The 14352-nt window shown below is 45.2% G+C and carries 10 protein-coding genes; 3 read left to right on the plus strand and 7 right to left on the minus strand.

The window, feature by feature from the left end:
• Positions 1–83: 83 nt before the first annotated feature.
• The 7 genes from FHS16_RS07420 to FHS16_RS07450 all read right to left on the minus strand — a co-directional run bounded on the left by FHS16_RS07420 (position 84) and on the right by FHS16_RS07450 (position 11774).
• On the minus strand, positions 84–1670 hold the full coding sequence (locus FHS16_RS07420; protein ID WP_183560437.1) for a type 2 periplasmic-binding domain-containing protein: 1587 nt from the start codon (positions 1668–1670) through the stop codon (positions 84–86).
• A 287-nt stretch (positions 1671–1957) separates the two neighbouring features.
• Positions 1958–4612, minus strand: a complete 2655-nt coding sequence (locus FHS16_RS07425) for a glycosylhydrolase-like jelly roll fold domain-containing protein (protein ID WP_183560439.1) — start codon at positions 4610–4612, stop codon at positions 1958–1960.
• A gap of 162 nt (positions 4613–4774) precedes the next feature.
• Positions 4775–6346 (minus strand): type 2 periplasmic-binding domain-containing protein, encoded by a 1572-nt coding sequence (locus tag FHS16_RS07430; protein WP_183560441.1) that lies wholly within the window; start codon positions 6344–6346, stop codon positions 4775–4777.
• 59 nt (positions 6347–6405) lie between these two features.
• Complete coding sequence (locus tag FHS16_RS07435; RefSeq protein ID WP_183560443.1) at positions 6406–7275, minus strand: carbohydrate ABC transporter permease; 870 nt, start codon at positions 7273–7275, stop codon at positions 6406–6408.
• Positions 7276–7277: 2 nt separating this feature from the next.
• Complete coding sequence (locus FHS16_RS07440; protein WP_183560445.1) at positions 7278–8183, minus strand: ABC transporter permease; 906 nt, start codon at positions 8181–8183, stop codon at positions 7278–7280.
• A 149-nt stretch (positions 8184–8332) separates the two neighbouring features.
• The gene (locus tag FHS16_RS07445; protein ID WP_183560447.1) at positions 8333–9916 is read right to left on the minus strand and encodes a response regulator; all 1584 of its coding nucleotides are present in this window, start codon (positions 9914–9916) and stop codon (positions 8333–8335) included.
• Between the two features lie 34 nt (positions 9917–9950).
• Positions 9951–11774 carry a sensor histidine kinase gene (locus tag FHS16_RS07450; RefSeq protein WP_312890795.1) on the minus strand — a complete coding sequence of 608 codons (1824 nt, stop codon included), beginning with the start codon at positions 11772–11774 and terminating at the stop codon, positions 9951–9953.
• A 304-nt stretch (positions 11775–12078) separates the two neighbouring features.
• On the opposite strand from FHS16_RS07450, the gene FHS16_RS07455 reads away from it, so the two are divergent.
• The 3 genes from FHS16_RS07455 to FHS16_RS07465 are packed head-to-tail and all read left to right on the plus strand — an operon-like array spanning position 12079 to position 13944.
• Complete coding sequence (locus tag FHS16_RS07455; protein ID WP_183560449.1) at positions 12079–12933, plus strand: ABC transporter ATP-binding protein; 855 nt, start codon at positions 12079–12081, stop codon at positions 12931–12933.
• Positions 12926–13579 carry an ABC-2 transporter permease gene (locus FHS16_RS07460; RefSeq protein ID WP_183560452.1) on the plus strand — a complete coding sequence of 218 codons (654 nt, stop codon included), beginning with the start codon at positions 12926–12928 and terminating at the stop codon, positions 13577–13579. The genes FHS16_RS07455 and FHS16_RS07460 overlap by 8 nt, the downstream gene beginning before the upstream one ends.
• Positions 13579–13944, plus strand: coding sequence for a GntR family transcriptional regulator (locus FHS16_RS07465; RefSeq protein WP_183560454.1), 366 nt, complete (start codon positions 13579–13581; stop codon positions 13942–13944). The genes FHS16_RS07460 and FHS16_RS07465 overlap by 1 nt, the downstream gene beginning before the upstream one ends.
• Positions 13945–14352: the final 408 nt, after the last annotated feature.

The following is a 14352-nucleotide window of genomic DNA, read 5'->3' on the forward strand; positions in this document are numbered from 1 at the left end:
GCCGCCTTTTGATAACAAGGTGCTCCTGCTTAAAGCAATTAAAAACTATTCCTTTCATGATCAATGGTCATGTCACTCCGTGACTAACCTTTTACTTTCGTATACCATTCTCTAGCACGCTTCGTTACTTCTTCTCCGCCCGATTTGTTCCACTTCTCCACGAATTCGTCGAACTTGCTGATCGGGTACTGGCCAAGAATGATTTTTGAAGCGTATTCCACGAATAATGTACGGTTGTTAATGTCAGGGTAGCCTTCATAGATGCTGGCCGATATGCCGTCGCCGGCAATGATCTTCGCATATTTCTGGGCTTCATCCATATTTTGGGTTAACTGGTCGATTGCCCACTTGCTGTCGTCCGAGGCGGTATCGTTATAGAGTTCTTTTGTAAATGCTAAAGTCGCTGAGCTCGAATACGGATTTAGCACTTGATTTTCCATCGTGCTCTTATCATCTGGCAGCTTGGTGGCTTTGCCGTCCTTCATCGTGTAGTGCATGCCCTCCACGCCGAGGTACATTTCTTTCCAGTTGTCCTTGTCGTACATATTATTTAACAGCTTAAGGGTAGCCTTCAGCTTCGTCTCATCCTTGGTGCTCTTAACAACCCATTGCGGAGGAGCAAATCGCTTCCACGTATAGAAGCCCTCATAGCCCTCCACTTTTGGTATAGGAAGAATAGAGAATTCCGCCTTCACGCCTGTGTTTTTTGCCAAGTTTTCCAGATTAAGATTCAAATGTTCCACCCAGTGGAAGTAGTTCCCCACCTTATCGGACGTAATCTTGCCATCCCACTTCGCTTTGTCGTTCAGAAGCGTTTCCTTGTCCATTAATCCATCCTTGTACAGCTTAGCAGCGAACTCCAGTGCCGCTTTCATATTCGGAGTCACCGCTGCGTAGGTCAATTCGCCGCCATACAAATCCCACTCTGGATACCCTTCGAACATCGCAACGCCGTACATTGCGAAGATATGATCCATCCAACGTGTTTCCTGACGGCCGCCGGTAGGAATCTCGTCCTTCTGACCATTGCCGTTTGGATCTTGATCCCGGAACGCCTCCAGCACGTTAACATATTCGTCTTGCGTAGTCGGCATCTGCAGGTTCAATTTGTCCAGCCAGTCCTGACGGATCATGCCTGCGTACCTGCCGTAATCCACCGAACCCGGAATGTAATAAATATGGCCTTGGCCCGTAGGGTCATTCGCCTTGACAACATCCCACATTTCCGCTGGAATCGCTTCCCATACGTTCGGGGCATACTCCGGCAGCAATTCCGTCAGATCTGCAATGGCTCCGTTTTTGGCCAGGCTGTCTTCAATGCCTTGCTGGGGAGTGAACATGTCTGGCATTTCATTGGCTGCGATCTTTAAGTTCAGCTGATTCAGGTAGTTGGTGCCCCCGTTCCATTCCACATAGGGATGGATGACGCCGACACCGAGCTTTTCCTTGTAGAATTCATACAAGGGGCTGCCCTTGGTAATCGGTTTATAACCGATGTTCGTTCCCCATACTTCGATATCGACAGCTTCGTTCACGCTTTCCGTTTGATTCTTTTTCGTATCATTTTGGTCTGCATGTTCGGCATTGTTTCCGTTTCCGCCGCAGCCGGTTATGGCCGTGACCGCAAGTATGCCTGCCGCCAAGCTTATCCCCATTTTTTTGAATCTCATTTGTTTGCCCCCTCTTTTTTTGTAGTTATATGTTTAAGGCTTTTAGCCAATAAACCGAAAAGTTCGAAATCGCTTTCATTTCATTTTTTTTGATTGAATTCGTTTACAATGTAAATATACATCCCGGAGTTTGGCCTCTCAATATGGCTTTTTTAAGGATAAACAAGGTCATTTTTAAGGAAAATGTTCATATATCTTCGACCTCATGGATGATTATTCGCGGATAAGTTAGATCATAAAAAACAGGAGCCGCCTAGTTTCAGCAGCTCCTGCCACGAACATCAATTTCATTTCTCCGTATCGATATTTGTCAATCGGACGGGTCCAATGAGCCCGCTTGGTTCTTGCTGCGCAAAAGCCGATAAGTAATCGCGCTTATCCTTTGCCAACGTATTCGTCACTTCTACGACAAGCTTATTTCTCCCCTGCTTGATCAGGCCCTGAATCTCCAATTGGTACGGCGGACAGATGCGAACGCCTGCTTGCTCGCCGTTTATCCACACTTCCGCCGTTTCATAGACATCGCCTAAATCCAATAATGCGCGACTGCCGGCTTCTTTCCACTCGAATTCCGTTTCATACCGAAAAGTGCCTGAAAATCGAGGTAAAAGTTGTGGTCCGCTCATATTTTTTAATGTAAGCAGACTTCCCCATTCCGTAAAGTTAGGGTAATGTTCAGCATCCGCGATGTAGATGGTCCATTCGTCTCCCAACTCCTTGATTGTCCCCTTTACTTGCCGTGTAAGCGCAGCATATTGCTCAAGCTCAGCGCCATGGAGAAGGACCACGGATTGATAAGGATGGAGATCAAGGCGCACCGTGCCGGGCTCACTGCTTGCATGCAATAAGCTTAAGCCATTTAAGAAAGCATCGTAGACATATACATCGCCTTGAATGGATAATGAAATGTCAGCCTGAATGCTCTGATTCGGATGCTCGTTAAAGAACATAAAGAGATCCAGTCCTTCATGAACGTAATGATAATTCCGAAGATATGGTTCGTATTGGCCGATTTTAATATCGTAATGTCCGTCATCTTGCAATACTTCAGCCAGTCGGTTGAGCGTCACAAGCTTAACATTGTTGTGACCGGCAAGAAGGGACAGTTCGGAAGCTGCATCGCGGCCTTCGCTGGAACGTGTCGGCAGTCCGCCTACAAAACGGATGGGAAGTCCTTGGTCTGCAAAAGCGGCCAAACATCGTATCAGCTCGACGGGCAGCGCATCCGCGTAAGGTACGATCAGACATTGAAAATTCTCTTGATTGATAAGCAGCTTGCCATTTTGCACGCTTGCAGCTGCTAATATAACGTCCGCGGGAATGACATCGCAATCGATCTGATGCTGCATTAAAGCCTTAACGGGCAAGTGGAAATACATCGATTCTCCCGCCCATTCCGCTTCAGCGTGATATAAGACGGCAGCAGTCGCCATATGCCTTCCGCCCGATATCAGGTGACTCATCCGATTCATATAATGATTCAAATGCTTGTAATACCGATACTGCGGGTTTTTCCCGTTTGCGTACATATGGGGCGGGCAATCGGGGTCCGGAAATGCTTTTTGGCTGAAAGCATGCGGGACAAAATAGTTAACTCCCCGGACCAGCATGTGGTCTGTAAGCCATTTCATCAGCTTTAACCCTTCTGCCCAACCATATGCGCCGTACACCTCGCACATCGTTCGGCCTTGTTTTTTCGGATCGATGTGTCCGAGAGACACGCCCAGCTTGGCGAGACCATAGTGGAAAAACTCACTGTCCGTCTCCCCTGCAGGCCAGCGGAACGACATTTCGTCGAAGCCGGGAACGATCTGCCAAAGCACGACATCGAGACCTGACATATCCTGTCCCCACAGCGAACGGAAGAAGTGGCCGGCACCGGAGCCAAGCCTTGCATGAACGTTATTGTCTTCGAGCACATGCCCGATATATTCCACCCCGCGGTCTCTGCACCAGTCCCCGATTTGAGTGCAGAAGTTATCGCCATATAGCTTGCTAACTATATTCATATACGCATAACGAATGATGTTCGACTGTTCTCCGGCATCATGCCAGAGAAGATGAAGACTTTTACGATAGTTCTCCCCTAATGCACGCTCGAGCAATTCAGGCATTTCACTGCTCCAAGGAAGGGACACGCCTTGTTTCCCTGGCTTCGAATGAAAGTCAAAGGTCGTCTTATCGTTATAGAATCCGGGTTCATCCGAAAAGAAACCAGCAAAGGTTTTTCCAAAATCATCTTCATACCGCTCGTAAAAAGCCTCATAAACCGTATCAAGCAAAATTCGAACCGAGTCCCGAACGAGCGGGTTCAGATAATCCTCCTGCGGCTTACTGCCGCCGTCCTTGTTCTCGGAAACGATAAATACCCGCCAATACCCATCAGGAATATCCCAATACAAAATGCCCTCCTGCACGAGTTCGGTGATGTCAACGCAGTCACTGGTTAACGCTCCTGTCATTGGATCACGACGTACCGCGACGACTGAAAGCAGCTTGCTGCTGCTGCTGGCGTATTGGCTTAACGAATACGTCGGCCGAAGCCCATTCAGGAGTAAAGTATCCAGCAGTAGAGAGGTTCCTTGCGCAGGACCAATCGTATCGATGTGCCGTTCGCCCAAAAATGTGCGATGAAGCTCTTCAGGCGCTTCCTTCACCTTGCCAGCGGCATGCCCTGTAGGAAAATGATCATCATCGAGCATCCATACTTTCATTCCGCGACGTCGGGCTTCGTCCATTATGATATCCATATCCAGCCACCACTTCGGCCCAAGAAAATCCGGATGAGGCCTTGCTTCTACGCAGATAGCTCCGATTCCAGATTCATGGACACGAGCGATCTCGTTCCGAATCGCTCCCTCTTCCTCTCCTTGCTGCCAGAGAAAGGGGAGAATATAGTTTTGTTCCTGACCTTCCAGCACATCTTTCAAACGAATATTCATCATAGCCTCCTAATTCAATTCCATCTTCGTTTACGATACCGTTCATTGGCTTTATGGGGGAGATGAAACAAATAACGCGCACCCATAAAGGCGCGCGTCTGTGCATGACTGATACAAAGAAGAGCATGCTCTCTTAACCGATAGGTTTCATTCATTGGTCAATTATTGATGCACCTTGGAATACCATTCCCTGGCCCGTTTCGTTACTTCTTCTCCCCCCGATTTGTTCCACTTCTCCACGAATTCGTCGAACTTGCTGATCGGGTATTGTCCAAGGATGATTTTCGCGGCGTATTCCACAAATAACGTACGGTTGTTAATATCCGGGAAGCCTTCATAGATGCTGGCCGATATGCCGTCGCCGGCAATGACCTTCGCATATTTCTGGGCTTCATCCATATTTTTGGTTAGCTGCTCGATTGCCCACTTGCTGTCATCCGATGCGGTATCGTTATAGAGATCTTTTGTGAATGCTAGAGTCGCGGAGCTCGAGTAAGGATTTAAGACTTGATTCTCCATCGTGCTCTTGTCATCCGGAAGCTTGATTGCTTTGCCGTCCTTCATCGTGTAGTGCATGCCCTCCACGCCGAGGTACAAATCTTTCCAGTTGTCTTTGTCGTACATATTATTTAATAGCTTAAGGGTAGCCTTCAGCTTCGTCTCATCCTTGGAGTTCTTGACAACCCATTGCGGAGGAGCAAATCGCTTCCACGTATAAAAGCCCTCATAGCCCTCGACTTTAGGTATAGGGAGAATGGAGAATTCCGCCTTTACGCCCGTGTTCTTTGCCAAGTTTTCCAGATTGAGATTCAAATGCTCCACCCAGTGAAAGTAGTTCCCCACCTTATCGGACGTAATCTTGCCATCCCACTTCGCTTTGTCGTTCAGAAGCGTTTCCTTGTCCATTAATCCATCCTTGTACAGCTTAGCAGCGAACTCCAGTGCCGCTTTCATATTCGGAGTCACCGCTGCGTAAGTCAATTCGCCGCCATACAAATCCCACTCTGGATACCCTTCGAACATCGCAACGCCGTACATTGCGAAGATATGGTCCATCCAACGTGTTTCCTGACGGCCGCCGGTAGGAATCTCATCTTTCTGACCATTGCCGTTCGGATCTTGATCCCGGAACGCCTCCAGCACGTTAACATATTCGTCTTGCGTAGTCGGCATCTGCAGGTTCAATTTGTCCAGCCAGTCCTGACGGATCATGCCTGCGTACCTGCCGTAATCCACCGAACCCGGAATGTAATAAATGTGGCCTTGGCCGGTCGGGTCATTCGCCTTGACAACATCCCACATCTCCGCCGGAATCGCTTCCCATACGTTCGGGGCATACTCCGGCAGCAATTCCGTCAGATCTGCAATGGCTCCGTTTTTGGCCAAGCTGTCTTCAATGCCTTGCTGGGGAGTGAACATGTCTGGCATTTCATTGGCTGCGATCTTTAAGTTCAGCTGATTCAGGTAGTTGGTGCCCCCGTTCCATTCCACATATGGATGGATGACGCCGACACCGAGCTTTTCCTTATAAAATTCATACAAAGGGCTGCCCTTGGTTATGGGTTTATAACCGATATTGGTTCCCCAAACCTCGATATCGACCACTCCATCTATGTTGTTTGTATGGTTCTGGTTTGTATTTTTGGATTGGTTTGCATTCCCGCTGCAACCCGATAAGGCTATGGCCGCTAAGATGACTGCCGCAAGCAGCAGCGCCGTTTTTTTTGGAATCATCAGATTTCCTCCGTGTAGTCAAGTTGATTTACAACATACATGTCATTGGATTGCACGCATTACCCTTTTACAGAACCGATCATCGCCCCTTTGACGAAATACTTCTGCAAGAAAGGGTACACCATAATAATCGGAACGATGGCAAAAATAACTGTCGCGGCTCTTAAGGTCCGCTCATTATAATTCTGATCGATCATGGAAGTCACGCCGGCTAAGATGACGTTATCGTCCGTGATAAACTGCCGTATTTTAATTTGCAGCGGGAACCAGTCTGGATTCTGCAAGAAGAAGAGCGGATGCTGGAACTGATTCCACAACACCACGCCATAGAACAAAGCCAATGTCGCAAGTACGGCCTTGGAGAGCGGCAGTACCATCTGAAACAGCATTCGGAAATATCCGCAGCCTTCAAGGAAGGCGGCTTCCTCTAATTCCTTGGAAAATTGCTTAAAAAACGTTCTCATGATGATTAGGTTAAATGGATTTAGGATATGCGGTATGATCAGTACCAATGGATTGTCATAAAGCCCTATAGCGCGTACCGTCAGAAAATAAGGAACGATAGGCGCTTTGAATATCATCGCAACCACTACACCAATCATGATGACAGATCCCCATCGGAATTCCGGCTTCGAAAGCGGATACGCAAGCAGCGCGGTCATTAAAAGTGCCAATGCCGTTCCAATCAACGTAGTAACCAAGGTCAGGAAAAACGACTTCCACAAATCGGGACGATCAATGATATACCCCCAAGAGTCTAATGTAAACTGCTTGGGCCATAAGGTAACCAGATTCATATCCACGGCGCTCTTTGAACTGAAAGAGGTTGCGATTACGGACAGGAGCGGTACCAGAGCTATTATGGAGAACAAGATAAGAACAATGGTTATGCCAAATACGAATATTTTCTCTCTTCTCGCTTCAAACATGTCTACCAAAGCCCCCCATCCGAAACTTTCTTCGACATTCTATTAAAGATATATACCATGACAAGTCCGATAATCGACTGGAACAAACCAACGGCCGTAGCGAAACTGTACTGTGCTTGCTGAATGCCTGTCCGGAATACATACGTATCTAATATATCTCCTACGCTATAGGTCATAGGGGTAATTAAATTGTAGACCTGATCGAATCCGAGATCCAAGAAGTTACCGATTTCAAGAAGGAAAAGGACTAGAACAGTTGGCAACAGAAGCGGAAAAGTAATGTGGCGCATCTGCCTGAACTTGGATGCTCCGTCCATCATCGCCGACTCATACAACTGAGGGTCGATTGCACTGATGGCGGCGATATATACCACGGTTCCCCAACCGGCATCGCGCCAGATGGAGGATAAGACGTAAATCGGTCTAAAGTACCCGCTTTCTTGCATCGCCAGCAGCGGCTCGTTACCCAACCATCCCAATACGATGTTAAAAAGGCCGTTTAAGGAAAAAAAGTCGAATACGATACCAGAAACGATGACCCAAGACAAAAAGTGCGGGATATACAATGCGGTCTGAATCCCTTTTTTGAGCGCCGTTTTTCGGATCTCATTAATCATCAGCGCGAGCAGCACGGGTACCGGAAACACCAAGGCCAACTTGAGAAACCCAAGCATCAACGTGTTTCCGAACACACGGGCAAAGTCGGGATGCTGCATCAATGTCTCGAAGTGCTTCAATCCTACCCATGGACTATCGAGAATCCCTTTGAATACGGAATAGTCTTTGAAGGCGATTACAGCTCCGGCCAGCGGAATGTATTTAAATACAATGAGGAACGCGATCCCCGGAATGGCCATTACATAAAGCGGCCAGTAAACCTTCAATCGAAGATTTGCAAATGCTTTCAAATTTATCCCCCCACTATCTAGTTGTTGTATTCGCTTACAGTGATACTATACAACCAAGGATAGCGTCGCTCAATTAGGCATTTTTAAGGATAAACAAGGTCATTTTTAAGTAAAACAAAACCACTCCCTCATGGAGTGGTCCGATGAAATTATTCATTAGGCAAATTCTTCCGGTATTCCCTTGGTTTGAAGCCAATTAGCTTCTCAAACACGCGCGCAAAGTGCTGTGTATCCGTGTAGCCCACCATCTGGCATATTTCATATACCTTTAAATCCGTCTTCTCAAGAAGCTCTTTCGCTTTACCGATGCGAATCTGTGTCAAAAAATTCACATAGGTCTCTCCCGTCTTTTGCTTGAAAAACTGGCTTAAATAATAGGGACTGATAAAAAAACGAGCAGACAAATCCGTAAGAGTAATCGGTTCGCTGTAGTGTGCTTTCACGTATTCTTTGACCTCTGCAATGATGTCCTTTTTTTGGGGAATATTGTGCTCCAGCTTGAATTGAATGATCCTTCTTATGACCTCAGTCATCCATTCCTCTAGAAACTCCATCGTTCGGAACTTGGACATTCCCTCCAACGATAAAATATGACGGCCTAAGAAATCATTCTGCTGAAGCTGTTGAAAGGACATCTTTCGAATGCTCGCTAACAGGATGTTCAGGCACTGTAGCTGGATATCCGCGGGATTCAAGCCGGACTCGGCATCCATCATCCGAAAAATTTCACGTATGATGCCTAAGCACTCCTTCTCGTTCACATTGTCGAGGGCCGTTTCCAGCTTAGCGATCATCTCGTCCGAAACAGGTTGACGACGTCCAGATTGATTGGTGATCTCAGTATACTCGATGATGGCGTTGGCTCCCTTGACCACTTTATAACTTAATGCATACCGGGCTTCCTCAAAGGATTGACTGATTCCAGCAGCTTTTTTCTGCACCGTTCCGATACCGACGGTCGTGGTCCATTCCGTTTGTAAATATACTTCTTCCTTTAACCGATGCATCGAACGAACCAAATCCGCGTATCCGATGGGACTTCCCTGTGACACCACCATTGCAATTTGAGTTGCTGAGTAACGGAACCGATGTACGGCCCGAAATTGGCCAAACGTCTGATCGATTAAGGCATACACCTGTTGAAGGCCCGACTCCTTCAATGCATCATTATTACTATCAAATTCCAATATGATGCAAGCAAACCAGGATCCCTCGGTCTGGAATTGGGCAATCTCAAGCGATTCCTCCATTAGTTCAATATTATCGCTACCGAAATCAAGAATATCCCTAAGGGCACGCTCTTGCATTCGGCTATGAATATTCTGTTTCAAATCGTCTACTTCCCTCGACTTTGCTTTCTCGTCTCGAATCGTCTTCATGGCTTGGTACACGCAAGCCTGCAGCTCATCTTCTTCCACCGGTTTATTGATATAGGACAGAACCCCAAGATTCAAGCCTCTACGTGCATACTCAAATTCAGTATATCCGCTTAAAAGAATGAATTTCGTCTGGCAGCCTTTCTCTTTTAAACGATTAATCATCTCGAGTCCGTCTGCTTGCGGCATTCGAATATCCGTGATCACGATATCCGGTTTCAATTTGTGAATGAGTTTAACGCCTTCCAAGCCATTGTACGCTGCCCCTACAACCGTGCATTCCGGAATATATCGGTTTATGATAAATTTGATCCCTTCCACAATAACTTTCTCATCATCCACTAGAACAATTTTCAATCGAATGCCCCCTCTCTTTTCGTTCCTGTTCAGGCTATCGCTTAGGAATTAATAGTTCGACCGTAGTACCATGACCTAATCTGCTTTGTATCGACAGATAGTACCGGTTTCCATATTGGATCTTAATTCGTTCGGCGATGTTTTTAAGGCCGATTCCGTTACTCTCAGTTGAATCTGTTTGTTCGAGCTTATATTTATCCGTTTCTGCGTCTTCCAGCAACGCACGCAATTCCTCTTGCTTCTGCAATGAAAAACCGCCTCCGTCATCAGTCACACGGATAAGAATATCTCCTTTTTCCGTCCAAATGCCCTCCAATTCGATATTCAAGGGATGGCTATAATCTTTAAAGCCATGGTTGATGCTGTTTTCAACAATTGGCTGGAAAATTAGCGGTATGATACTGCAATGCAGCATATCTTCTGGAATTGTGGCATGGAGTCTAAACATGTCTTCAAACCGGATGTTTTGAAGCTTCAAATAGTTGATGGTATACTCCAATTCATGATTTATCGAATGATGTTTGCCTTCTTTATTTAAGGCTAACCGGAACATGCGCGACAATATCTTAATCATATCGGCCGTTTCCTCGTCCCCTTTTACAAGCGTCTTCATTCGGATCGATTCCAACGTGTTATACAACATGTGCGGGTTGATTTGATTCTGAAGCGCGATAAATTTGGCTTGCCGCTGTTTGATTTCCGCAATGTAAACGTCTTTAATCAAGGTCCGAATCGTGATGATCATTTTATTGTAGCTATGCACAAGGCTTCCGATTTCATCATTGGCCTGTTTTCTCTCAATAGGCAAATATTGCCCCGCCTCCGCCTGTTTCATGCTTTTTCGCAGAGATTTAATCGGTCTCGTAATCGTATAGCTCAAGCCTACCGAGATCAGGGTAATAACCAAACAGCTCATCACGATAACCGTCACCGTCACGCCCTTGATTTGGTTGATTTTGTGCAGCAGCTTCGAACGGGGAATCTCGGTCTTTACGAACAAATTACCTTGTGTAGTGCTTCCCGATAGTATAATTTTGTCCTTGCTGCTATCGTCCGCCCTATACTGATCTCCCGATTCAAGGACATGCTGCCAAGATAATCGACCGCTTGCCGCATCGGAATGGTAGACGATTTCTCCTTTGCTATTGCTTATGATTACGCTAATGCCGTATTTATCGCGAGCCAAAACGAATTCATGATCAAGCCGAAGCAATGCGAACGGATCTAGATCCATGAGAAGAATGCCTGCATATGCCCCGTCGTAATTGAATAACACTCTTCCTACCGTTACCATAGCACCAGCTGATTTATCATCATAATAAGAACGATCATGCAGCCCGGTAATGAAAAACGTATCATCAGCGCTTCGGATCTGCTTGTACCAATCGCGAGATAACAAGATTTGCTCATTTACTCTGCTTGCCGTGGTCGAATATTGATACACACTGTTTTCGCGACTGATGAGCATAACGGAGCCGATCTCCGGTTTAAGCAGCGTCACCCTCATTAACAGCCGTTGGACTGCGACTTTTTGAATGATTAACTCGTCTATGGGCATTTTCCCCTCTTCTCCAATACTATTGATCAGATCGTTGTCTACCAGAACCGACTTTGTCACTGTGTCGTATTCTTGTATGAATTCGCTCAAAGTTGTCCTGATCTGCGAAGTATACAAGGAGGCAAACTCCTCAGAGGAATCCTCAAGCCCTTCTGCCGATTCATGAAATATGATGGCGCTTACAAATAGTAACGGAACAACGCAGGCGAGCAAATAACCCATTAATAATTTGTATTGAAACCTCATGTTTTTAATCGACGATATTGCTTTTTGCAACCAGTTTTTACGTTCCATATACATGCCCTTTCGCCTTGGATATTTGTTCTTGTATTCGTTTACACGGAAGTATACGTTAAGATATTTTAGTTTTATACGGGGGATTTAACGTTTTTACATAGTCATTTTAATGAATATTAAAACATTGTACCATTTCAAATGTCTTCAAGACTATTGGGATAGCCTACCAGCCTAAACCAAACTGAATTTATTCCCCGTGCAGTGACAGGCTTCAATCATTCGTTAGCAAAAATATCTTGACATGGTGTTTCCTTGGCGATATATTGTGCATATACAACATACACAATTCGGAGGTGGAGGAAACGATATGCTGGCGTTGGATTTAAAAAAGGTAAATAAACAATACGAACACTTTCGTTTAAAAGACATATCTTTTCAACTGGAAAAAGGTTATATTATGGGATTTATCGGAGCGAATGGCGCAGGTAAAACAACCACTATTAAAGCCATTTTGAACCTAGTCCGTATGGATAGCGGCGAAATCAGTATTTTGGGCAAAAATATGGCCGAGCACGAACTCGAGTTGAAACAAGAAATTGGCTCAGCATTCGGCGACATCAATTTTTATACCCGCAGCACAATCAAAACGTTAACGAATGTGATCAAAACGTTTTATCGCAATTGGGATGATGACACGTATCACAAATATATGAAAAAATTTAAATTGATCGAAGATAAAAAAATAGCCGAGTTATCAACCGGGATGAAGGTCAAATACAGCTTGACCCTTGCTTTGTCACACGGCGCGAAGCTTCTTATTCTGGATGAACCAACAAGCGGGCTTGATCCGGCCGCCCGTGACAATCTGCTCGATATATTCCAAGAGTTGGTGCAAGACGGCGAAATCAGCATCCTTTTTTCAACCCATATCACATCCGACTTGGAGAAATGCGCCGACTATATTACCTATATCCATAACGGGCAAATTATCAACAGTGCCGAGAAAGAGGAATTTGTTGATACGTATCGCTTATTGAATGGTAAAAAAGAGCAGTTGGACATGATTAAGGACCGGTTGATTTCGTATAAAATAAATTCTTTCGGCTTTACAGGCCTCATTCATACGAAAGACTTTGATCCTTCTTTAACGATCAAATCATCCACTCCCAACCTTGAGGAAATTATGATTTATTTCTCGAGAAAGGAGGATCAGGATGTATAACTTATTGATCAAAGAATTAAAGTTAGGCATAAGTCCATTCTTTTATGTATTGCCCTTTTTGACAGGCGCCTTAATGTTGATTCCCGCGTGGCTTTATTTCCTTGTCACCCTCTACTTTTGTTTTATTACGATGCCGAATTTGTTCGGGGGATACAAAAGCCAGAACGATTTAATGTTCACGAGCATGCTGCCTGTCAAAAAATCAGATATGGTAAAAGCAAAGATATCCTTTATTGTTATACTGGAATTGTTGCATATTGTTACCGCCGTTATATATGGACTGATTAGCATTCGTTTATATCCAAATATGACCTACTATTTCTTTGCGCCATCTTTTGGTTTTTGGGGATTATCGTTCGTCATGCTGGCCATTTTCAATATCATCTTTATACCTATGTATTACAAGACGGCTTATAAATACGGCGCAGCATCGATTGCATCTATTACAGCCGCTATCCTGTTTGCCGTGGGTGCAGAATGGCTTGGCATACAGAACTCGTTCGTTAATGATCTGTTCAAGGGAGCCGGTGCTGAAAGTTTGCCCATACAAATTACTCTCTTGCTCTCTGGCATTGCAGTCTTTGCAATATGTACGATAATCGCTTATTATATTGCCAACAAACGATTTGAGAAAGTGGAAATGTAATGAACATTGCAATTTCGAATACCTCCGATAAGCCCATTTATCAACAGCTTTTTGAACAAATTAGCGCTCAAATACTCAAGGGCGAGCTCGAAAACGGATATAGCTTGCCGCCTATCCGACTAGCAGCCACGGAGCTTCGTGTCAGTATCATCACCGTCAAAAAGGCATGGGAAGAGCTCGAACGATGCGGATTAATTTACACGGTTACCGGCAAAGGCTGTTTTGTCACCGATCTCTCATCGGATGAAATGCTTCAAAAACGAAATGAAATGATACTCAAGCAGATGGTGATAGACGCTTCCTATTACAAATCCTTTGGGCTTGAGATCGAAGAAGTTTTCGAGCTGCTGAAGAAAATTTATTGATGGAATTTAAATGTGAATCTCGCTCCTTTTTCACGTTAAACGTATGACAAAAAACGCCGCTGCATAATATGAAGCCCCGTGATGAAAGAGAGTTCTTCACTGGGCTTCGTTATACGGTGACGTTTTTTTGTATGGAGCGTAATGGGATCGAACCCCTGACCTCAACACTGCCAGCGATACGCTTTCCCACCGTTTTGTATTACACTACCCAAATATTTGGTTTAAATCTATTCTTTTTCCCCATTACAATCATGTCAAATTGACTATAAAAAGTTGAACCATAATTAAAAAGCCCACTTTGGAATGAGACAAAAACATGAATCATCCTGGCGATAATTAAGTGTTCAGGTCAAGTACGCGCAACCACTGCAATGGCGCTTCAATGCCTAACCATACAAAGCCAAATAA

It is taken from the genome of Paenibacillus endophyticus, from assembly GCF_014192395.1.
In the GTDB taxonomy this organism is placed as follows: Bacteria; Bacillota; Bacilli; order Paenibacillales; family Paenibacillaceae; genus Pristimantibacillus; species Pristimantibacillus endophyticus.